This window comes from Variovorax boronicumulans, assembly GCF_030812215.1.
GTDB lineage: Bacteria > Pseudomonadota > Gammaproteobacteria > Burkholderiales > Burkholderiaceae_C > Variovorax > Variovorax boronicumulans_C.
In genome coordinates, this window is sequence record NZ_JAUSSG010000001.1 from 45,989 (window position 1) to 66,282 (window position 20,294).

Sequence of the window (20,294 nt, forward strand, 5' to 3'; positions counted from 1 at the left end):
CTCAGGCCGCAGCCGTCGAGACCTGTGCCGAGGTTTGGCCGAAACGGCGCTCGCGGCTCTGGAACGCGGCGATGGCCTCGTCCAGCGCGGCCTCGTCGAATTCGGGCCAGAGCTTGTCGCTGAAGAACAGCTCGGCGTAGGCGCTTTGCCAGAGCAGGAAATTCGACAACCGCTGCTCGCCGCCCGTGCGGATGAACAGGTCGGGGTCGGGCACATGGGCCAGCGCCATCGCGCGGTCCATGTTCATCTCGGTCATCGGAAGGCCCTGCTCGGTGAGCTTGGCCGCGGCTTGGGCGATATCCCAGCGCCCACCATAGTTGAAGCAGATGTTGAGCACGAGCCGCGTGTTGTGCGCGGTCGCCTCTTCGGCACTGACCAGTCCGGCCACCAGCTTGTCGGAGAGGCCGCCGCGCTCGCCGACGAAATGCAGCCGGACGCCATCGCGACTCAGGCGTGGCACCTCGCGCGCCAGCGCACCCACCATCAGCGACATCAGGCCGGAGACTTCTTCGGGGGGACGATTCCAGTTCTCCGAGGAGAACGCAAACACAGTGAGAACACCCACGCCGCGATCGGCGCAGGCCTTGACGCAGCGCCGGAGCGATTCGACACCCTGCTTGTGCCCCGCCACGCGAGGCAGGAATCGCTTCGTCGCCCAACGACCGTTGCCATCCATGACGACGGCAACGTGGTGGGGAATGCGCGGCGGCGAAGAGGCCATGGCAGGCCTCAAACGGCCATGATCTCCGCTTCTTTCGCCGCGACCAGACGGTCGATTTCCGCGATGTGGCGGTCGGTGACCTTCTGGATCTCGGCTTCGGCGCGCTTCTGGTCGTCCTCGGACGCCAGCTTGTCCTTGACCAGCTTCTTGACCGACTCGTTCGCGTCGCGGCGCAGGTTGCGCGTGGCGATCTTGGCGGTTTCGCCTTCGTTGCGAACCAGCTTGGTCATTTCCTTGCGGCGCTCTTCGCTCATGGCGGGCAGCGGCACGCGGATGAGATCCCCCATCGATGCGGGGTTCAAGCCCAGGTCGCTTTCGCGGATGGCCTTCTCGATCTTGGCGCCCATGCCCTTTTCCCAGGGCTGGACGCTGATGGTGCGCGAGTCGAGCACCGACACGTTGGCCACCTGGCTCAGCGGCACTTGCGAGCCGTAGTACTCGACATGGATCGAGTCGAGCAGCGCCGAATTGGCGCGGCCCGTACGGATCTTGGTGAGGTTGTTCTGGAATGCGGCGAGCGACTGATTCATCTTCGCGTCGGTCGCACTGCGAATGTCTGCAATGGTCATCTCAAATACTCCTAGGCATGCACCAGCGTGCCCTCGTCCTCGCCCATCACGACGCGCTTGAGAGCGCCGCTCTTGAGAATCGAGAACACCTTGATCGGCAACTTCTGGTCGCGGCACAGCGCGAAGGCCGTGGCGTCCATGATGCCGAGATTCTTTGCGATCGCCTCGTCGAAACTGAGCGAGACGTAGCGCGTCGCGTCGGGGTTGGTCTTGGGGTCGGCGGTGTAGACGCCGTCCACCTTGGTCGCCTTGAGCACGAGCTCGGCACCGATCTCGGCGCCGCGCAGCGCAGCCGCCGTGTCGGTCGTGAAGAACGGGTTGCCGGTACCGGCCGCGAACACCACGACCTTGCCCTCTTCGAGGTACTGCAGGGCCTTGGGACGCACATAGGGCTCGACCACCTGCTCGATCGCGATGGCGGACATCACGCGGGCAACCAGACCCTGCTTGTCCATCGCGTCGGCCAGCGCCAGCGAGTTCATGACGGTGGCCAGCATGCCCATGTAGTCGGCGGTGGCACGATCCATGCCGACCGAGCCGCCCGCGACGCCGCGGAAGATGTTGCCGCCGCCGATCACGACTGCGACCTGCACGCCCATGTTCACGACCTCGGCCACATCCTGCACCATGCGCACGATGGTCGCGCGGTTGATGCCGAAGGCGTCATCGCCCATCAGTGCCTCTCCCGACAGCTTCAACAAGATTCGCTTGTGGGCTGGGCGGGCATCAGACATGGGCAATTTCCTTTGAGTTGGCGGTGACGAGTGTAAAACGTAGCGATGAAAAAACGACGGCACGCAAACACGCGCCGTCGTTGGAAGCCTTATGGCTTAAGCAGCGGCCTTGGCTGCTGCAACTTGCGCGGCCACTTCGGCAGCGAAGTCGTCAACCTTCTTCTCAATGCCTTCCCCAACCACGTACAGGGTGAAGCCCTTGATCGAGGTGTTGGCGGCCTTGAGCATCTGCTCGACGGTCTGCTTGTCGTTCTTCACGAACGGCTGGTTGTGCAGCGAGACTTCCTTCAGGTACTTCTGAACGCCACCCTCGATGCGCTTGGCAACGATATCGGCCGGCTGCGGCTTCTTGCCTTCGGCCTCGGCCGTCTTGCGGTCTTCCTCGGCCTTGCCAGCGGCAACGGCGCGCTCTTTTTCGATCAGGTCGGCAGGCACGTCCGACGCCTGGATGGCGACCGGCTTCATGGCGGCGATGTGCATTGCGACATCCTTGGCCGACGTGTCGTCGCCCTCGAACTCGACCATCACGCCAATGCGCGTGCCATGCAGGTACGAAGCCAGCTTGCCGTTGCCCGTGAAGTGCTTGAAGCGGCGGAAGCTCATGTTCTCGCCGATCTTTCCGATCAGGCCCTTGCGCACGTCTTCGAGCGTGGGACCGAAGCCGTCCTGCTCGTAGGGCAAAGCGCCCAGAGCAGCGATGTCTGCGGGATTGTTCTTGGCAACCAGCATCGCGGCAGCATTGGCCATGGCCAGGAAGCTGTCGTTCTTGGTGACGAAGTCGGTTTCGCAGTTGATCTCGATCATGCCGCCGGCAGCGCCGTCGACGAAAGCCGTGACCACGCCTTCAGCCGTGATGCGGCCCGATGCCTTGCCGGCCTTGTTGCCGAGCTTGATGCGCAGCAGCTCTTCGGCCTTTTCCATGTTGCCGTCGGCCTCGGTCAGGGCCTTCTTGCATTCCATCATGGGCGCGTCGGTCTTTGCGCGCAGTTCGCCGACCATGCTTGCGGTGATTGCAGCCATTTGTATATCTCCGTAAATCCAAAAATCAGGTTAAAAAAAAGGGGCACCAAAGCCCCTTCTTCAGGCTCGCGAGAGAACCGATCAGGCCGAAGCGCTTTCTTCGACTTCGACGAATTCGTCGCTGCTGCCTTCAGCAATGGCCTTGACCACGTCACCGGTGGCGCTGTTGCGGCCTTCAATGATCGCGTCGGCGATGCCACGCGCGTACAGCGTGACAGCCTTGGACGAGTCGTCATTGCCGGGAATCACGTAGTCGATGCCTTCGGGCGAGTGGTTGGAGTCCACCACGCCGATCAGCGGAATGCCCAGCTTCTTGGCTTCGGCCACGGCGATCTTGTGGAAGCCCACGTCGATCACGAAGATGGCATCAGGCAAGGCGGCCATGTCCTGAATGCCGCCGATGTCCTTTTCGAGCTTCGCGATTTCGCGCGAGAAGGTCAGCTGCTCCTTCTTGCTCAGGCTGTCGAGGCCAGCTTCCTGCTGGGCCTTCATGTCCTTCAGACGCTTGATCGAGGTCTTGACGGTCTTGAAGTTGGTCAGCATGCCGCCGAGCCAGCGGGTGTCGACGAAAGGCACACCGGCGCGGCGAGCTTCTGCAGCAACGATTTCACGGGCCTGGCGCTTCGTGCCGACCATCAGGATCGTGCCGCGATTGGCCGTGAGTTGCTTGGCGTACTTCATCGCATCCTGGAACATCGGGAGCGACTTTTCCAGGTTGATGATGTGAATCTTGTTGCGATGGCCGAAGATGAACGGAGCCATCTTGGGGTTCCAGAAGCGGGTTTGGTGACCGAAATGGACACCGGCTTCCAGCATTTCGCGCATGGTGGTAGACATTAGAAATTACTCCAAAGGTTGGGTCTAAAATCCAGCCCGTTTTGTGCTCCTTTCGAATGGAGTCACAACACCTTGATTGGGCCGGTTTGCGGATGTGTTTGGCTGGATGCAACGGGAGCCGTCGCTCGACCAGCGAAACCCAAAGAGTATAGCACGGCCGCAACCCTCCTTCCCCCTTGAACCGAGCCCGCCCGGGCACCCGCAGCCACCCATGAACGACCTTCACGCCGCCCGTCTCACCCTTCAGGCAGGCGGCTCCGATGCACGCACCGAGATGGAGCGCGCCATCGAAACCTCTCAGTCCCCGGCCTGCGTCCACGTTTTCACCCGCACGATGTTCGACGAGGCCCTCCAAGGCGCCGCCGAAGCCAACCCCGAAAGCAGGCTCGCCGGACTCGCCTTCACGTCCAAGGACCTGTTCGACATCGCAGGCCAACCGACACCCGCGGGGTCCGTCGTCCTGTCCCATGCCCCGGCCGCCAAGGCCGACGCCGTCGCAGTGGCGCGGCTCCGCGCTGCAGGCGGCGTGCTCACCGGCCGCACCAACATGAGCGAGTTCGCCTTCTCGGGCGTGGGCGTCAATCCGCACCACGGCACGCCGGTCAACGTCAGCGACAAGGCCACCCCGCGCATCCCGGGAGGCTCCTCCTCCGGTGCGGCGATTTCGGTGGCCAGCGGCGCCGCCTTCATCGGCCTGGGCTCCGACACCGGCGGCTCGATCCGCATCCCGGCCGCGCTGAACGGCATCGTCGGCTTCAAGAACACGGCCCGCCTGGTGCCGGCCGACGGCGCGCTGCCGCTCTCGACCACGCTCGACACCGTCTGCGCCATGACGCGCTCGGTCCGCGACGCCGTCGCTGCGCACGAGATCCTCTCGGCACGTCGCGTAACGGCCGGCACCGCCCCGCTCGCCGCCTACAAATTGGCCGTCGTGAAGAACGTTTTCTTCGATGGCATCGAGCCGGCCGTGGCCACCGCCTTCGAACGCACGCTGAGAACGCTCCGCAGCACAGGCGCCCTCATCGAGGAAATCGACCTGCCCGAGCTGGCCGACCTGCAATCCATCAACGCCACGGGCGGCTTCTCGGCGGCCGAATCGCACGCCTGGCACCGCCTGCTGATGGAGCGCAGGGGTGCAGGCTACGACCCGCGCGTGGCCCAGCGCATCCTGCGCGGCGCCACGATGAAGGCGCACGAGTACATCGACCTGCTCAACGCCCGCCGTGCCTGGATCGCCCGTGTCGAAACGGCGCTTGCGCCCTTCGACGCCGTGCTCTCGCCGACCGTGCCCATCACAGCGCCATCCATCGCCAGCGTGGCACCGGGCGCCGAACGCGACGACGAATTCTTCCGCGTCAACGCATTGCTGCTGCGCAACCCGTCGATCGTCAACATGCTCGACGGCTGCGCCCTCTCGTTGCCCTGCCACGCCGCCGGCGAATTGCCGGTCGGCCTGATGCTCTGGCACGCCGCGCTGCATGATGACGCCGTGCTCGCCATCGCCCTGCAGGCGGAGCGGGCGCTGCAAAACCAATAGCCGTCCACGCCTCTCCACGGGCGTCAGCCGTCTCCTTTACCTCTGAACAATCAATGAAAATCGCGATCGTGGGCGCCGGCATCATCGGCGTCACCACCGCCTGGGAACTGGTCTCCGACGGCCATGAAGTGACTGTGTTCGAGCGCCGCGGCGCCGCGGCTGAGGAAGCCAGTTTTGCCAACGCAGGCGTCGTCGCGCCGGGCTACGTCACGCCATGGGCCGCGCCGGGCATGCGGATGAAGGTGCTGCGCTCGCTGCTCTCCTCGCACGGCGCCATCAAGCTGCGCTGGCCATTGGGCGCGCGCGACCTCGGCTGGATGTCCCGCTGGCAGAAGGCCTGCAAGCTCGAGACCTACCTCGCCAACCGCGCCCGCATGCAGCGGTTGGCCTTCTACAGCCGCACCCGGCTGCACGAGGTGACCGAAGCGCGCGAGCTCAGCTACGAACGCAGCGACGGCTACCTCGTGCTGCTGCGCTCCAAGCGCGAGAAAAAACTGATCCAGCCCGGCCTCGAAGTGCTGCGCACGGCCGGCAGCGTGTTCCGCGAAGTCGATGCCGACGAAGCCCGCCGGATCGAACCCGCGCTCAATGCCGACACGCCGCTGGCAGGCGCCATCCACCTGCCGGAAGACGAAGTCGCCAATTGCCGCCAGTTCGCGCTGCTGCTCAAGTGGGAGGCCGAAGCGCTCGGCGCGCAGTTTCATTTCAACTGCGACATCGCGCCGCTCAGCCGCGCGGCCCCCACCTCGCTCTCGCTTGCCAGCGGCTCGGAAGCGCTGCGTTTCGACGCCGTGATCGTGTGTGCCGGCCTGGCCTCGGCGCCGCTGTTGCGGCCGCTGGGCCTGCGGATTCCGCTCGCACCGGTCTACGGCCACTCGGTCAGCGCGCCGGTGCGCGAGCCACTCAATGCGCCGCGTAGCGCAGTGATGGACGAGCGCTACAAGGTCGCCATCTCGCGCCTGGGCCAACGCGTGCGCGTGGCCGGCAGCGCCGAGATCGGCGGCTCGCTCGACGCGATGAATCCGGCCGCGATCCAGACGCTCTACAAGGTACTGCACGACTGGTTTCCAGGCGCCGCGACGCTGCAATCGGGCGTGCAGCAGTGGAAAGGCGCGCGGCCGATGCTCCCCGACGGCCCGCCGGTGCTGGGCGCCAGCGGCATCCCCGGCGTGTGGCTCAACCTTGGGCACGGTTCGAGCGGCTGGGCGCTTTCGTGCGGCAGCGCGCGCGTGCTTGGCGACCTGATCGGCGGACGGGATCCGGGCGTCGATCTCGAAGGCCTGGGCGTCGAACGGCTCAGTCTTTAGGACCCCACCGCCGCCGCATTTCGGGACTTGGCGGCTGCTCGACCGGCAGGTCGGGCGGCGCAGCCGGCCTGAGCTTCTGGGCGACCCATGCCAACAGCGCGGGCGCCACGAGCGCAAAGAAGACAAGGCACAGCAGATCGGCGCCCATCATCAGCCAACGCTGCGTGAAGGAAAGCGCCTCGACCGGCAGGTCGAACCAGCGGATCACGCAGACAGCGTAGGCCACGCCTGCAACCCAGGCCACATCGCGCAATGGAACCCATCGCTTCAGTTCGGCCAGCAGGAAGGCGCCCCACACGATGGCCAGCAGGGCAAGCGACCATGCCGTACCGCCGATCCACGCCGCCGTCGCGACCACGAAAAAGACGATCCACGCGAGCAGCAGGACCAGCAGCCAGCCAAGGCTCTTGAGCTTCATTCGCCGATCATAGGACGGCAAAATACCTCGATGCACCGCATCACCTCCGCCACCGTCGCCGGCCTGTTCGACATCGCGGCAACGCGTCGCATCGAGCAGGCAGCCGCCGCCGCCCTGCCCGCCCACACGCTGATGCAGCGTGCCGGCCTCGCCGTAGCGCGGCTGGCGATGGCGATTGCGCCGCATGCGCGCACGATCTGGATCGCCTGCGGACCGGGCAACAACGGCGGCGATGGCCTCGAAGCCGCGGCGCAGCTTCAGCATCGCGGTTTCATGCCGATCGTCACGTTCCTCGGCGACGAGAACCGGCTGCCGCCCGATGCCAAGGCATCGCTGCAGCGCGCCCGCGACGCCAGCGTCATCTTTGCGCAGAAGCCGCCCGCCGAATACGAGCTGGCGATCGATGCGCTGCTCGGTATCGGGTCGACCCGGCCACCCGAAGGCGTGATCGCCGAGTGGCTCCGCGAGATGGATGCGGGAGGCCAGCCGGTACTCAGCGTCGATGTGCCCTCTGGATTGAATGCGGACACTGGTGTGCTGTCGGGCAGCACCGGAGCCCATGCGGACACGACTCGCTTCTGCCTGACCTTCCTGACCCTCAAGCCCGGCCTCTTCACCGCACATGGCCGCGATGCAGCAGGAACCGTGTGGTTCGACGATCTCGGCTGCGGCGACACCGCCGAGCCGCCGACCGCACGCCTGGCAGGCACGCCCAAGGCGCAGGTCCGCCCCCACACGTCGCACAAGGGCAGCTATGGCGATGTCGCAGTGATCGGTGGAGCGTCGGGCATGGCGGGCGCAGCTCTGCTGGCCGGGTCGGCCGCCCTGCATGCAGGTGCCGGCCGCGTGTTTGTCGGACTGCTCGATCCCAGCGCTGCGCCAGTGGACACGGCGCAACCCGAGTTGATGCTCCGGGACGCCAACGAACTCGACCTCTCGGACATGACCGCTGTCTGCGGCTGTGGCGGCGGCACGGACGTTCGCCCGGTGCTGCCGCGCGTGCTGGCGACGGCGGCTGCACTGGTGCTCGATGCCGACGCACTCAACGCCATCGCCACCGACAGCGCGCTGCAGACGCAACTGGCATCACGCGCCCGGCGCGGAAGGCCGACGGTGATCACACCCCATCCATTGGAAGCAGCGCGTCTGCTGGGTTGCACGGTCGGCGATGTTCAGGCAGACCGGCTGGCGGCAGCCCGCCAGCTCGCGTCGCGCTTCGGCGTCGTCGCCGTGCTCAAGGGATCGGGGACGGCGATCGCGGACGACGACGACGGCGCGCCGGCGGTGCTCAACCTCACGGGCAACGCGCGGCTCGCGACCGCCGGCACCGGCGACGTGCTCGCCGGCATGATCGCTGCCGCGCTGGCAGCGCAGCAACCCGCGTTCGAGGCGGCATGCGAAGCCGTCTGGCGGCATGGGCACATCGCCGACGCCTGGCCGACGAATGCGGCCCCGCTCACAGCCGGCACGCTGGCGCGCCAGGCGCCCTTCTGACAGCTTTCTAGCCGCGTCCCACGAAGGGCATCTTCGTCGCCATGATGGTGTGGAACAGCACGTTGGCTTCCAGCGGCAGGTTCGCCATGTAGAGCACCGACTGGCCCACGATCTTGACGTCGATCAGCGGCTCGATCGCGAGTTCGCCATTCGCCTGCGGCACGCCCTTGGCCATGCGCGCAGCCAATTCGGTCATCGCGTTGCCCACGTCGACCTGGCCCACGGCGATGTCGTACTTGCGGCCATCGAGCGACGCGGTCTTGGTCAGCCCCTCGACCGCATGCTTGGTTGCCGTATACGCAATGGAATTCGGACGCGGCGCGGTGGCCGAGATGGAGCCGTTGTTGATGATCCGCCCGCCCATCGGCACCTGCGCCTTCATCGTGCGGAACGCCTGCTGAATGCAGAAGAACATGCCGGTGAGATTGATGTCGACCACGCCCTGCCACTGCGCGGGCGTCCAGTCCTCGAACGGGCCCGGCGGGTTGCCCACGCCGGCGTTGTTGAACAGCAGGTCGACGCGGCCGTAGCGCTCCACCGTGGCGGCGAAGAGCGACTGCACCGACTCGGCATTCGACACATCGGTCGGCACCGCAAAGGCGCGCGCACCGGCGCCCGACTCTTCGGCCACCTGCTCCAGCGGCTCGAGGCGACGGCCCGCGAGAACCACGCTCCAGCCGTCGCCCAGCAGCGCCAGAGCGGCGGCCCGGCCAATGCCGGTACCCGCGCCGGTAACGATCGCGATGCGGCCCTTGTTGTTGCTTTCAACGCTCATGCTCAATGTCTCCTTCTCGGCTTGTCTGTCGTATCGATTTTTTGGGGATCATCCGCGGCGGGGCTTGCGCCCCTTCATCTTGTTGGCTGCCTTCTTGACCGCCGACTTGAAGGCCTGCATCGCCGACTGCGGCCCGGCAGCAACGGCAGCCGTGCTGCGCTCCGCCCGCTGGTCGCTGGTGGCCGCCTCTGCCTTGTGGCGCGAACCACGCTTGGCCGACGCCTTGACCGGCACGCCGCCGGATGCGGCACCCTTGTCCTTCATGGCGCGCGCCGTCAGGTCTTCACCTTCGCGCACGAGGCGGAAGTCGATCTTGCGGCCGTCCAGGTCGACACGGCTCACCTGCACCCGCACCCGCGTGCCGATGGCGTAGCGGATGCCGGTGCGCTCGCCGCGCAGTTCCTGGCGCATCTCGTCGAACTTGAAGTATTCGCCGCCGAGCTCGGTGATGTGCACCAGGCCCTCGACGTACATCGCATCGAGCGTGACGAAGATGCCGAAGGTGGTGGCCGCGGTAACGACGCCACCGTATTCCTCGCCTAGGTGCTCGCGCATGTACTTGCACTTGAGCCAGGCCTCGACGTCGCGGCTGGCCTCATCGGCGCGACGTTCGTTGGCGCTGCAATGCAGGCCCGCGGCCTCCCAGGCCAGCACCTCCTTGGTGGGCGCAATGGTCGCCTTCTGCGGCTTGTTCGTGGGCGCTTTCACACGCGAGGCGAGCCGCTTGGCCAGCTTGGCATGCGCCTCGCCCGGGGTCGGCAGCATCGGCAACTGGTAGCGGGTCTTCGTGAGGATCGCCTTGATCACGCGGTGCACCAGCAAGTCGGGGTACCGGCGGATCGGGCTGGTGAAATGCGTGTACGCCTCGTAAGCGAGGCCGAAATGGCCGCTGTTGAACGGCGTGTAGATCGCCTGCTGCATCGAGCGCAGCAGCATCGTGTGGATCTGCTGCGCGTCGGGGCGCTCCTTGGTGGCCTCGGCAATCGCCTGGAACTCGCCAGGCTTCGGATCGTCGGTGATGCTGAGACCAACGCCCATGGCCTTGAGGTAGCCGCGCAGGATTTCCTTCTTCTCCGGCGTCGGGCCTTCATGCACGCGGAACAGGCCCGGATGCTTGCCTTCGGCGATGAAGTCGGCGCTGCAGACGTTGGCTGCGAGCATTGCTTCTTCGATGAGGCGGTGCGCTTCGTTGCGCGTGCGCGGCACGATCTTCTCGATGCGGCCGGCGTCGTCGCAGATGATCTGCGTCTCGGTGGTCTCGAAGTCGACCGCGCCTCGCTTGCCGCGCTGCTTGAGCAGAGCCTTGTAGACGTCGGCGAGGTTCAGCAGGTCTTTGACGCGGTCCTTGCGTTTCGCAGCTTCCGGGCCACGCGTGTTGCCGAGGATCGCCGCCACTTCGGTGTACGTGAATCGCGCATGGCTGAACATCACAGCCGGATAGAACTGGTACGCGTAGATTTCGCCATCGGCGGCCACGAGCATGTCGCACACCATGCACAGGCGCTCGACTTCGGGGTTGAGCGAGCACAAGCCGTTCGAGAGCTTCTCGGGCAGCATCGGGATGACGCGGCGCGGGAAGTAGACGCTGGTGGCGCGGTCGTAGGCGTCGATGTCGATGGCCGAGCCGGTCCGCACATAGGCGCTGACATCAGCAATTGCGACCAGCAATCGCCAGCCCTTGCCGCGGCCCACCTTGGCGGGCTCGCAGTACACGGCATCGTCGAAGTCGCGGGCGTCTTCGCCGTCGATGGTGACGAGCGGAATGTCGGTGAGGTCGACGCGTCCCTTCTTGTCAGCGGGGCGGACTTTCTCTGGCAAGGCCTTGGCCTCGGCCAGGCACTCGGCGGAAAACTCATGCGGCACACCGTACTTGCGCACGGCGATCTCGATCTCCATGCCGGGGTCGTCGATCTCGCCCAGCACTTCTCTCACGCGGCCCACGGGCTGGCCGAACAGGGCCGGCGGCTCGGTAAGTTGCACCACCACTACCTGGCCCACCTTGGCGGGACCGGTCGCGCCCTTGGGGATCAGGACGTCCTGTCCATAGCGCTTGTCTTCGGGGGCTACGAGCCAGATGCCGCCTTCATGCAGCAGGCGGCCGATGATCGGCTGCTCAGGACGCTCGACGATCTCGACCACGCGTCCTTCGGGACGACCGCGGCGGTCCTGGCGCACGACGCGCGCCTTGACGCGGTCCTTGTGCAGCACCGCACGCATCTCGTTCGGGGGCAGATAGATGTCCGCCTCGCCGTCATCGCGTTGCACGAAGCCGTGACCGTCGCGATGTCCTTGAACAGTGCCTTCGAATTCGTCCAGCAAGCCGCTGGAATTGACATTATTTTTGATATGATCTCCTTCTTTCCTGAAATTCAAAACGTACTTGCTTTTGCAGGTATGTGGGCCCAGATGGCGGAATTGGTAGACGCACTAGTTTCAGGTACTAGCGAGTAACATCGTGGAGGTTCGAGTCCTCTTCTGGGCACCAAGTTTAAACAGACCCTCATCGGGTCTTTCGATTCAAGCCACCGGCATCCGGTGGCTTTTTTCTTGCCCGCTCGAGTCCGAGCCGGCATCGAGCAACCCACGAATTCCTTTGTCGCGACGAAATCACTGCGTTCGATTTGGTATACTCGTGGGCTTTCCTGAAAAGCCCAGATGGCGGAATTGGTAGACGCACTAGTTTCAGGTACTAGCGAGTAACATCGTGGAGGTTCGAGTCCTCTTCTGGGCACCAAAGTCAAGCAGACCCCTACCAGGTCTTTCGAATGAAGCCACCGGCATCCGGTGGCTTTTTTCTTGCCCGTTCGAATCATCAAATCGGCAATGCGATCAAGTCATGCCCCTCGGCGCCCACGATGCGCGCGCGAGTGAACTCACCGATCTTCAGCGTCTTGCTGATCTTCTCGGGCGGCAGCAGCCGCACGGTGCCGTCAATCTCCGGCGCATCCGCATAGGTACGCCCCACGCCACCTTTGCGGCCCATGCCGGGAGCGGAGTCGACCAGCACCTGCATCGTCGCGCCGATACGCTTTTGCAGCTTGGCGATCGACACGGCTTCGGCCACTTCCATGAAGCGGATGCGACGCGCTTCGCGCTCGGCCTCGGGCAGCATGCCCGGGATCTCATTGGCGGTCGCACCTTCGACGGGGCTGTAGGCAAAACAACCGGCGCGATCAATTTCGGCTTCGCGGATGAAGTCGAGCAGATGCTCGAATTCCTGCTCCGTCTCGCCGGGGAAGCCGGCGATGAAGGTGCTGCGGATCACGAGTTCCGGACACACCTCGCGCCAACGCGCGAGCCGCTCTAGATTCTTCTCGCCACTGGCCGGACGCTTCATGCGCTTGAGCACATCGGGATGACTGTGCTGCAGCGGCACGTCGAGGTAAGGCAGCACTTGGCCGCTCGCCATCAAGGGGATGATTTCGTCGACGCTCGGGTATGGGTACACATAGTGCAGGCGAACCCAGGCACCATAAGGCTCGGCGATTTCGCCAAGCGTGCGCACCAGTTCGAGCATGCGCGTCTTGACGGGCTTGCCGTCCCAGAAACCAGTGCGGTACTTCACGTCAACGCCGTAGGCGGAGGTGTCTTGACTGATCACCAGCAGCTCTTTCACGCCGCCTTCGAAGAGGGCCTTGGCCTCCCCGAGCACATCGCCCACCGGCCGTGACACGAGGTCGCCGCGCATCGAAGGGATGATGCAAAAAGTGCAACGGTGGTTGCAGCCTTCGCTGATCTTCAGATATGCGTAGTGGCGGGGCGTCAGCTTGAGGCCAGCGATGCCGAAAGTGTTCGGCACCAGGTCGATGAACGGATCGTGCGGCTTGGGCAGGTTGGCGTGCACCGCATCCATCACTTCTTGCGTGGCGTGGGGGCCGGTCACGGCCAGCACGCTCGGGTGCATCTGGCGCACCAGGTTACCGCCCTGGTCGCCGGTCTTGGCGCCCAGGCAGCCGGTGACGATCACGCGGCCATTCTCGGCCAGCGCTTCACCGATGGTGTCCAGGCTTTCCTTCACGGCATCGTCGATGAAGCCGCAGGTGTTGACGATCACCAGATCGGCACCTTCGAATGTCTTGGATGTCTGGTAACCCTCGGCGCTCAGCCGGGTCAGGATCAATTCGGAATCTGTAAGGGCCTTGGGACAGCCAAGGCTCACAAAGCCGACCTTGGGGGCAGTCGACGCGGTCGTTCGTTCGGGGGAGGCAACTTCGCTCATATGCCTCTATTGTCCCAGCTATCGGTGACAACCGGGCAATCATTGGGCAAGCCCCGCCTTGGCGAGGCCCGCAACCATTCAGGGACGCTTGATGCCAAAGGCCCCCAGTACCTGTTCGGTGTTTTTCTGCATCTGCTCCTGCATCTGCAGGAAGACATTCTTGGATTGCTCGACGTAGTTACCCATGAGCCCCTGGAGCATCGGCGACTGCATGGTCATGAATTTCGACCACATCTCGGGCGTCAAGCCCTCGGCCTTGTCGGCGAGCTGGGCCTGCACTTCGGTCATCGCCTGGATGTTCTTCTCGAGGTACGGCCCCATGTAGCCCTGCATCGCCTGACCGTAGAAGCGGATGATGTTGGCCAGCACCTGCTCGGTGAACATCGGCGCGCCGCCCGCCTCTTCTTCCAGAATGATCTGCAGCAGGATGCTGCGCGTGAGGTCGTCGCCAGTCTTGGCATCGCGCACCACGAACTGGGCATTCTGGATGACCAGTTGCTTCACCTCGGTCAGCGTGATGTACGTGGATGTCTCGGTGTCGTAGAGCCTTCGGTTGGGATACTTCTTGATCACACGCTGTACCGGCTTGACCCCGGACTTCTTGCTCTGCACTGCGGACTCCTTCACATGGACGCCCATGTCATCGGATGATTCTAGGGAGCGGTTTTGCTGCATCGCGACAAGGTTTACCCTGACCGCGCGTCGCACTTCAGCCTTGCGATGTCGCGTACTCGGCGCCGCATGCGTGGCAGGCAGCTGTTTCGGGACGCTCTTCAATCGCCTCGCGAAAGCGAAGCGGACTCTTGTGGCCGTAGACCACCCAGCATCGCGGGCAATGCTCTTGTCCCGCAGTCGGCAGGTAGGCGCGAGCGCGCTGTTCGGCACGCTCCTCGGTCACCGCCACGCCTTGCCGGAGGGCTCGCGCCACTTCGCGCGCTGCCATGGTGTCAGTACGGCCGCCAGCATGGTCGTTGATGCCGTAAACCGCGCGCGCAAACTCTATAGGCGCCTGCCGCAGCAGTGCGGCAACGCGCACGCCGGCATGAGCCCGATCAACCAGCGTTGATCGCGTATTCATCGGATCGCTTGTCAAGAAATTGGGGATGGGGTTGCAGAGCGGCCAAGGTAGCACAACAACATGCCATGGTCCTTTTCTGCATCACCACAAGGGACGATTGAAACACCGGGGAACCCGGTGAAAGCTCTGTTCAACAGACCCGGTGGTTGGCCGGAAGTTAAAACAGAAATTGGTAGGCGCGATTGGACTCGAACCAACGACCCCCACCATGTCAAGGTGGTGCTCTAACCAGCTGAGCTACGCGCCTAAGGATGTGTCCGAGAAGCAGCTATTGTAGCAGGAGAAAACACGCTTTTTTAGCGGCGACGTGCAGATCGCACACCAACAACCGCAGTGACGATGCCGAGCACCTGCGTCAATCGCGCCGCATCAGCGATTTCCACAGTGAACGTCATCCACGCCGTGCCCTTCACCGACTGCGTCTGCACGCCGATCACATTCATCTTTTCTCGAGCGAACACATCGGAGATGTCGCGCAGCAGGCCCTGGCGGTCGGCCGCTTCGACAGCGACATCAACCGCATAGACCGGCGCATCGCCGCCCTTCTTCGTCGCGCCCCATTCGACATCGATCACGCGCTCGCCATCGCGCGCAGCCATCGTACGGAAGTTGCTGCAATCGCTGCGGTGCACGCTGACGCCGTGGCCGCGCGTCACGAAGCCGCTGATGGCATCAGGCGGTGCGGGCTTGCAGCATTTGGCGAGCTGCGTCATCAGAGAAGAAACGCCCACCACGAGCACACCGCCCTTGCCGGACTTCTCGCTGCCGCGCGCCTTCTTGATCTGCACGCCATCGTCGGGGTTCGATGCCGGCTCCGGCGGGCGCAGCAGCGTCTCGATGTTGCGCAGCGAAAACTCGTCCTTGCCCACCACTTCGAACAAGTGGTCCGCCGACTTGAAGCCAAGCTGCGAAGCCAGGTCCTCGAGCCGCATGGCCGTCTTGCCTTCGCGCTGCAGCAGCTTCTCGACCGCCTCGCGTCCGCGCGCGACGGTCTCGTGCGTGATCTGTGCGTTGAACCACGCGCGCACCTTGGCACGCGCGCGATGACTCGCCAGATAACCCAGTTCGGCATTGAGCCAATCGCGCGATGGGCCGCCTTCCTTGGCGGCGATGATCTCGACCGTCTGCCCATTCGACAGCGGCGTGTTGAGCGGAACCATCGCGCCATCGACGCGCGCACCGCGGCAGCGGTGGCCCAGCGTGGTGTGCACCGTATAGGCAAAGTCCACCGGCGTCGCGCCTTGGGGCAATTCGACGATGGCCGCATCGGGCGTCAGCACATAGATGCGGTCGTCGAACAGCCCCTGCCCCTGCAAGCCGCCCGAGAGATCGCGCTCCCAGGCCAGCAGCTGACGCAGCACGGCGATCTTCGCGTCGTACTCGCCGCTCGCCCAGACGCCCGCGTACCCCTTGTGCCCTGCTTCCTTGTAGGCCCAGTGCGCGGCCACGCCGTGTTCGGCATGGTCGTGCATTTCTTCAGTACGAATCTGGATCTCGATCGGCTTGCCCGGCTTGCCATCGACCAGTTCGCGCACCACGGTGTGCAGCGACTGGTAGCCATTCGGCTTGGGCCGTGCGATGTAGTCGTCGAACTCCTCGTCGATCGGCTGGAAATGCGTGTGCACCCAGGCGAGTGCCGCATAGCAATCCTTCACGTCCGCCACCACCACGCGCAGCGCGAGGATGTCGAACACCTGCGCGAAGTCGAGCGACTTGCCTCGCATCTTCTTGACGATGCTGTAGATGTTCTTGGGCCGCCCCTGCACCGTGGCGTGAACACCCTCGGCCTGCAATTCGCGCTCGAGTTCCGAGCGCAATTGCTCGATGTGGCCTTCGCGCTCGATGCGCTTCTCGTCGAGCAGGCGCGCAATGAGCTTGTAGGTTTCAGGCTCGATGAAGCGGAATGAAAGATCCTCGATCTCCCACTTCACCTGCCAGATGCCCAGCCGGTTGGCCAGCGGCGCGAACACCTGCAGCGACTCGCGCGCCACGCTCTCGGGCGCCGGCTGCTTGCTGGCCGCCGCATGGCGCAAGGTCTGGAGGCGCGAGGCGAGCCGCAGCATCACGACGCGCAGATCGCGCGAGAACGCCAGCAGCATCTTGCGCACGTTCTCGGTCTGCGCACCGGCGCCTTCGATGTGATGACCCTGCGACGCCGAGCGGGCCTGCTCCTGCACGCGTACCAGCTTGGTGGTCTCGACCGCGAGCGCCGCGAAGTTGTCGCCGAACACCTTGGCGATCACCTCCTGCGGCCGGTTCAGGTGTTGGCACGAATAGACAAGATAGCTCGCCGCCTGCATCGCCTCGGAGCCACCCATCTTCGCGACGATGGCGGCCACCGCGTCGGCATGCGCCAGCGTGTTCTCGCCGGTGTCGAGCTTTTCATCGGCGATCAGCGGCTCGGCAAATGCGCGGGCGCGCGCGAGCATGTTCTCGATCACCGGCGTGCGGTCGGCCGTTGCCGCGGACAACGGATAGTCGACCACGGCGGTATCGGACAGGGGTGCCGTCTGCAGGCTCGAGGACTCGCGCTTCACGCTGCTTCACCCCATCAATCGAACAGAAAAGAAGTGACGACGGCGACCTGCGCGGGATCGATGAAGGTCGGCGCATGGCCCACCCCTTCGAACTCGACCAGCGCTGCCTTCGGTCCGCGCTGCGTCATGGCCTGTGCCGTCTCGCGCGAGAGCAAGTCCGAATCGGCACCGCGCGTCACCAGCGTGCGTGCGGTGATGGCGTCGTACAGGCTCCACATGATCGCACCGCCCTGCGCCGCCGCTTCGGGCGTGATGGCGCGCAGCGCCACGGCGATGGCCGGGTCGTAGTGCAGCAGCCACTGGCCATTGCCTGCGTCGTTGCCAGATTCGATCTTGGCGGCACCATCGGCCGTGCGCTGCGATGCAGGCACCACCATGTGCTGCGACAGCGCGAGCCACTGCTCGGGGGTGTGCGGGCCGAAGCTGGTGGAGATCGCCCACATCGCATCGGCCGCGTCCTTCACGCTGCCGTAGCGACCGCCCTGCCCCACGTACGCGGCGATGCGCTGCAGCGCGACCGGCTGGATCGTCGGGCCCACATCGTTCGCAATGAAGCGGCGCACCGGTCGCGCCAACGGCAACTCCTTGTGCCCCGCCAGCACGAAGCCGATCAGCCCGCCCATGCTGGTGCCGAAATAGTCGAGCGTGTCGATCGCCTGTTCGCGTTGCAGTTGGGCAATCAGCGCCACCATGTCGGCCGCGTAGACAGGCACTTGATAAAAGGCCGGATCGCGCAGCCAGTCGCTGCGCCCGCGCCCCGCGACGTCGGGGCAGATCACCCGCACATCACCGCCCGCGCGCGCCACGATGGCCTCTGCCAGCACGTCGAAGTCGCGCCCTTGCCGGGTGAGCCCGTGCACGCAGACCACCACATGCGCACTGCGTTCGTCGCCCCATTGCCAATAGGCCATGCGATGGCCGCCCTGGGCGTCGTCGCATGCCACGTAATGAAGCGTCGGTTCGGTCATGAAAAGGGGGAGGTCGTGGTGCGGATAATGGTCTCGTTGCATCCTAATTCATCCGGAGATTGATCTTCATGCTCAAAGGCAAAACCGCGCTTGTCACGGGGTCCACCAGCGGCATTGGCTTCGCCATTGCCCAGTCGCTTGCCCAGCAAGGCGCACACATCGTGCTCAACGGCTTCGGCGATGCCGAAACGCCCAAGTCCCAGATCGAAGCGCTCGGCGTTCGCGCCGAGTACCACGGCGCGGACATGAGCAAGCCCGGCGAGATCGAGGACATGATGAAGTTCGCCGCGTCGAAGTTCGGTCGTGTCGACATCCTGGTGAACAACGCCGGCATCCAGCATGTCGCCAAGGTCGAGGACTTCCCGGTCGAACGTTGGGACGCGATCATCGCAATCAACCTCACCAGCGCGTTTCATACGACGCGCCTCGCGATTCCGGCGATGCGCGAAGCCAACTGGGGCCGCATCATCAACGTCGCATCGGCCCATGGCCTGGTCGCCTCGGCGCAGAAATCGGCCTATGTGGCGGCAAAGCACGGCATCGTCGGCTTCACCAAGTCGGTCGCGCTCGAAACAGCGACCACCGGCGTCACCAGCAACGCGATCTGCCCCGGTTGGGTGCTCACGCAACTCGTGCAAAAGCAGATCGACGACCGTGCGGCCCGCGAAGGCATCTCGGCCACGCAGGCGCAAAACGATCTGCTCGGGGAGAAGCAGCCTTCGCTGCAGTTCACGACGGTCGAGCAACTCGGCGGCCTTGCGGTCTTCCTGTGCTCGCCGGCAGCCGACCAGGTGCGCGGCGTGGCTTGGCAAATGGACGGCGGCTGGACCGCTCAGTAACCAAGGCCTCCCGGCTTTTCACGCCGCTTCGCGTCATGTAATTCGCCACCTCCCGAGGAGGAGGCGCGGGCCGCCTTGGGGCGGCCCGGCGGCGCCCGCCGAGTGCTCTTTACTTGAGCTGCACCGACCCCGACACGTTCACGATCACGCTGGTCTTGCCAGCTTCAACGGGCACGGCCGAATCGGCCGAGAACGACTTGGCCTGCATTGCCATCACGCGCGGGCGGGGGCCGCCGTCGTTCGCATTCACCGACACCTCGCGCAGCGTATAGCCGCCGAAGCCGAAGCCCTTGGCCAGCTCGTTGGCCTTTTGCTTGAAGTTCTCGATCGCGATGTTCTGCGCTTCGGCCTCGGTCTTGGCGCGCTGCTCGCGGCTCAGGCCGAACCCCACGTTCCCCACGCTGAGCGTGGTGATGCGGCCGGCCGTCTGCGTGATGCGCGGAAAGTCGCGGCCTTCGAGCACCAGTTCGGTCGAACCCTGCCAGCCGTTGATCTTGCCGTCCTTCGTATAGCGCGGCGAGAGGCTGAAGTTGCCGGTGCGCACGTCGAGCTGGCCGGGCTGCGCGTTCTTCTTGGCTTCGTTGAGGGCGGCGTCGAGCGCGGCCTTGAGCTGGGTCTGCACGGTGGCGGCATCGGTCGCGTCGCGGGTGGTCACCAGCGTCATGCTCAAGAGGTCCTGCTGGACCTCGACGGTGCCCGACGCGGTGAGCTGAAGCACGTTCTGCGGCGCTGGCGTGACGACGTTCTGGGCCAGTGCGGAACCGGCAGCGGCCAGGACGGCGCAAACGGCGAGCAATTTGATTTTTTTCAAGAAAAGGAACTCCCTAGGTTGGTGGCGAGGAACACCCGCGCCAGCGCGCTCAGTGGCGCTGGCTGCGCGGCACGGTCAGCGAACGGGCCGCGGGCATCGGTGCCGGCGTGATCCGCTCGGCTGGCTGCGATTCTGCCGAATTCGCCATGGCCCCCACGCCGGGCGGCATCCACTGCCCCCGGATCTGCTGCCGCAGCTCGAACAGCTCCCCAGCGGTCAGGCGTCTGCCGGCGGCGGCTTCTTCACGCCGGATTTCTTCTCGCTGCGCCGCCCGGTGGGCGGCCACGGCATCCCGCACTTCACTGCGGCGCACCTCGCCGACCCTGAAAAAGTCACCGGAAACCGCCCATGTGGAGCCACAGGCGCAGACAAGGAGCAATGGCAGTGTGGAAAAAGGAAGTCTCATCGAGTATTGGTCATGAAGGCAGGG

Annotated in this window: 19 protein-coding genes and 3 tRNA genes; 6 read left to right on the forward strand and 16 right to left on the reverse strand. The window is 64.9% G+C overall.

Annotated elements, in window-relative coordinates; all coding sequences use genetic code 11:
* Position 1: 1 nt before the first annotated feature.
* The 5 genes from uppS to rpsB form a co-directional block, all read right to left on the reverse strand.
* Positions 2-721, reverse strand: a complete 720-nt coding sequence (gene uppS, locus J2W23_RS00235; RefSeq protein ID WP_307647258.1) for a polyprenyl diphosphate synthase — start codon at positions 719-721, stop codon at positions 2-4.
* A gap of 8 nt (positions 722-729) precedes the next feature.
* Positions 730-1,290: a ribosome recycling factor gene (gene frr, locus J2W23_RS00240; RefSeq protein ID WP_007836991.1), complete on the reverse strand. Its 561-nt coding sequence runs from the start codon at positions 1,288-1,290 to the stop codon at positions 730-732.
* Between the two features lie 11 nt (positions 1,291-1,301).
* A complete protein-coding gene (pyrH, locus tag J2W23_RS00245; protein WP_176657748.1) occupies positions 1,302-2,024 on the reverse strand; it encodes a UMP kinase in 723 nt (240 codons plus the stop codon).
* A gap of 96 nt (positions 2,025-2,120) precedes the next feature.
* The gene (tsf, locus tag J2W23_RS00250; protein WP_176657749.1) at positions 2,121-3,044 is read right to left on the reverse strand and encodes a translation elongation factor Ts; all 924 of its coding nucleotides are present in this window, start codon (positions 3,042-3,044) and stop codon (positions 2,121-2,123) included.
* 81 nt (positions 3,045-3,125) lie between these two features.
* Positions 3,126-3,881, reverse strand: coding sequence for a 30S ribosomal protein S2 (gene rpsB, locus J2W23_RS00255; RefSeq protein ID WP_176657750.1), 756 nt, complete (start codon positions 3,879-3,881; stop codon positions 3,126-3,128).
* Positions 3,882-4,092: 211 nt separating this feature from the next.
* On the opposite strand from rpsB, the gene J2W23_RS00260 reads away from it, so the two are divergent.
* Both J2W23_RS00260 and J2W23_RS00265 read left to right on the forward strand, forming a co-directional pair.
* Positions 4,093-5,418 (forward strand): amidase, encoded by a 1,326-nt coding sequence (locus J2W23_RS00260; RefSeq protein WP_307647259.1) that lies wholly within the window; start codon positions 4,093-4,095, stop codon positions 5,416-5,418.
* 53 nt (positions 5,419-5,471) lie between these two features.
* Entirely contained in the window at positions 5,472-6,725 is a 1,254-nt protein-coding gene (locus tag J2W23_RS00265; protein WP_307647260.1) for a D-amino acid dehydrogenase, read from the forward strand.
* Here J2W23_RS00265 and J2W23_RS00270 read toward each other — a convergent pair.
* Positions 6,715-7,143, reverse strand: coding sequence for a hypothetical protein (locus tag J2W23_RS00270; protein WP_307647261.1), 429 nt, complete (start codon positions 7,141-7,143; stop codon positions 6,715-6,717). The two genes, J2W23_RS00265 and J2W23_RS00270, sit on opposite strands and share 11 nt — an antisense overlap.
* Before the next feature lie 30 nt (positions 7,144-7,173).
* Here J2W23_RS00270 and J2W23_RS00275 point away from each other — a divergent pair, with 30 nt between their 5' ends.
* On the forward strand, positions 7,174-8,637 hold the full coding sequence (locus J2W23_RS00275) for an NAD(P)H-hydrate dehydratase (RefSeq protein ID WP_307647262.1): 1,464 nt from the start codon (positions 7,174-7,176) through the stop codon (positions 8,635-8,637).
* Between the two features lie 7 nt (positions 8,638-8,644).
* On the opposite strand, the gene J2W23_RS00280 is transcribed toward J2W23_RS00275, so the two are convergent.
* Both J2W23_RS00280 and rnr read right to left on the reverse strand, forming a co-directional pair.
* Entirely contained in the window at positions 8,645-9,412 is a 768-nt protein-coding gene (locus J2W23_RS00280; RefSeq protein ID WP_176657755.1) for an SDR family oxidoreductase, read from the reverse strand.
* A gap of 48 nt (positions 9,413-9,460) precedes the next feature.
* Positions 9,461-11,731, reverse strand: a complete 2,271-nt coding sequence (gene rnr / locus J2W23_RS00285) for a ribonuclease R (protein WP_373423851.1) — start codon at positions 11,729-11,731, stop codon at positions 9,461-9,463.
* Between the two features lie 81 nt (positions 11,732-11,812).
* On the opposite strand from rnr, the gene J2W23_RS00290 reads away from it, so the two are divergent.
* Positions 11,813-11,897 (forward strand) — tRNA-Leu (locus tag J2W23_RS00290).
* 164 nt (positions 11,898-12,061) lie between these two features.
* Positions 12,062-12,146 (forward strand) — tRNA-Leu (locus J2W23_RS00295).
* Between the two features lie 78 nt (positions 12,147-12,224).
* On the opposite strand, the gene rimO is transcribed toward J2W23_RS00295, so the two are convergent.
* From rimO to J2W23_RS00325, 6 genes are all read right to left on the reverse strand, one after another.
* The gene (rimO, locus tag J2W23_RS00300; protein WP_307647263.1) at positions 12,225-13,631 is read right to left on the reverse strand and encodes a 30S ribosomal protein S12 methylthiotransferase RimO; all 1,407 of its coding nucleotides are present in this window, start codon (positions 13,629-13,631) and stop codon (positions 12,225-12,227) included.
* 78 nt (positions 13,632-13,709) lie between these two features.
* Positions 13,710-14,270 (reverse strand): polyhydroxyalkanoate synthesis repressor PhaR, encoded by a 561-nt coding sequence (gene phaR, locus J2W23_RS00305; RefSeq protein WP_013541748.1) that lies wholly within the window; start codon positions 14,268-14,270, stop codon positions 13,710-13,712.
* 70 nt (positions 14,271-14,340) lie between these two features.
* Entirely contained in the window at positions 14,341-14,709 is a 369-nt protein-coding gene (locus J2W23_RS00310) for a hypothetical protein (RefSeq protein ID WP_307647264.1), read from the reverse strand.
* 170 nt (positions 14,710-14,879) lie between these two features.
* Positions 14,880-14,956: transfer RNA gene (locus J2W23_RS00315), tRNA-Val, on the reverse strand.
* A 49-nt stretch (positions 14,957-15,005) separates the two neighbouring features.
* Positions 15,006-17,246 (reverse strand): RelA/SpoT family protein, encoded by a 2,241-nt coding sequence (locus tag J2W23_RS00320; RefSeq protein ID WP_176657843.1) that lies wholly within the window; start codon positions 17,244-17,246, stop codon positions 15,006-15,008.
* A gap of 14 nt (positions 17,247-17,260) precedes the next feature.
* Complete coding sequence (locus tag J2W23_RS00325) at positions 17,261-18,256, reverse strand: alpha/beta fold hydrolase (protein WP_307647265.1); 996 nt, start codon at positions 18,254-18,256, stop codon at positions 17,261-17,263.
* Positions 18,257-18,282: 26 nt separating this feature from the next.
* Between J2W23_RS00325 and J2W23_RS00330 the strand changes: the two genes are divergently transcribed.
* Entirely contained in the window at positions 18,283-19,053 is a 771-nt protein-coding gene (locus J2W23_RS00330; protein WP_307647266.1) for a 3-hydroxybutyrate dehydrogenase, read from the forward strand.
* A gap of 109 nt (positions 19,054-19,162) precedes the next feature.
* Here J2W23_RS00330 and J2W23_RS00335 read toward each other — a convergent pair whose 3' ends face one another.
* Together J2W23_RS00335 and J2W23_RS00340 are read right to left on the reverse strand one after the other, a co-directional pair.
* Positions 19,163-19,864, reverse strand: coding sequence for an SIMPL domain-containing protein (locus J2W23_RS00335; protein WP_176657846.1), 702 nt, complete (start codon positions 19,862-19,864; stop codon positions 19,163-19,165).
* A 49-nt stretch (positions 19,865-19,913) separates the two neighbouring features.
* Positions 19,914-20,270: a hypothetical protein gene (locus J2W23_RS00340; RefSeq protein ID WP_176657847.1), complete on the reverse strand. Its 357-nt coding sequence runs from the start codon at positions 20,268-20,270 to the stop codon at positions 19,914-19,916.
* Positions 20,271-20,294 lie beyond the last annotated feature (24 nt).

What these genes read in the sequence shown, in the direction of transcription:
- uppS (WP_307647258.1), bottom strand. Translation starts at nt 721, where the DNA reads ATGGCCTCTTCGCCGCCGCGCATTCCCCACCACGTTGCCGTCGTCATG.
- frr (WP_007836991.1), bottom strand. Translation starts at nt 1,290, where the DNA reads ATGACCATTGCAGACATTCGCAGTGCGACCGACGCGAAGATGAATCAG.
- pyrH (WP_176657748.1), bottom strand. Translation starts at nt 2,024, where the DNA reads ATGTCTGATGCCCGCCCAGCCCACAAGCGAATCTTGTTGAAGCTGTCG.
- tsf (WP_176657749.1), bottom strand. Translation starts at nt 3,044, where the DNA reads ATGGCTGCAATCACCGCAAGCATGGTCGGCGAACTGCGCGCAAAGACC.
- rpsB (WP_176657750.1), bottom strand. Translation starts at nt 3,881, where the DNA reads ATGTCTACCACCATGCGCGAAATGCTGGAAGCCGGTGTCCATTTCGGT.
- J2W23_RS00260 (WP_307647259.1), top strand. Translation starts at nt 4,093, where the DNA reads ATGAACGACCTTCACGCCGCCCGTCTCACCCTTCAGGCAGGCGGCTCC.
- J2W23_RS00265 (WP_307647260.1), top strand. Translation starts at nt 5,472, where the DNA reads ATGAAAATCGCGATCGTGGGCGCCGGCATCATCGGCGTCACCACCGCC.
- J2W23_RS00270 (WP_307647261.1), bottom strand. Translation starts at nt 7,143, where the DNA reads ATGAAGCTCAAGAGCCTTGGCTGGCTGCTGGTCCTGCTGCTCGCGTGG.
- J2W23_RS00275 (WP_307647262.1), top strand. Translation starts at nt 7,174, where the DNA reads ATGCACCGCATCACCTCCGCCACCGTCGCCGGCCTGTTCGACATCGCG.
- J2W23_RS00280 (WP_176657755.1), bottom strand. Translation starts at nt 9,412, where the DNA reads ATGAGCGTTGAAAGCAACAACAAGGGCCGCATCGCGATCGTTACCGGC.
- rimO (WP_307647263.1), bottom strand. Translation starts at nt 13,631, where the DNA reads ATGAGCGAAGTTGCCTCCCCCGAACGAACGACCGCGTCGACTGCCCCC.
- phaR (WP_013541748.1), bottom strand. Translation starts at nt 14,270, where the DNA reads ATGGGCGTCCATGTGAAGGAGTCCGCAGTGCAGAGCAAGAAGTCCGGG.
- J2W23_RS00310 (WP_307647264.1), bottom strand. Translation starts at nt 14,709, where the DNA reads ATGAATACGCGATCAACGCTGGTTGATCGGGCTCATGCCGGCGTGCGC.
- J2W23_RS00325 (WP_307647265.1), bottom strand. Translation starts at nt 18,256, where the DNA reads ATGCAACGAGACCATTATCCGCACCACGACCTCCCCCTTTTCATGACC.
- J2W23_RS00330 (WP_307647266.1), top strand. Translation starts at nt 18,283, where the DNA reads ATGCTCAAAGGCAAAACCGCGCTTGTCACGGGGTCCACCAGCGGCATT.
- J2W23_RS00340 (WP_176657847.1), bottom strand. Translation starts at nt 20,270, where the DNA reads ATGAGACTTCCTTTTTCCACACTGCCATTGCTCCTTGTCTGCGCCTGT.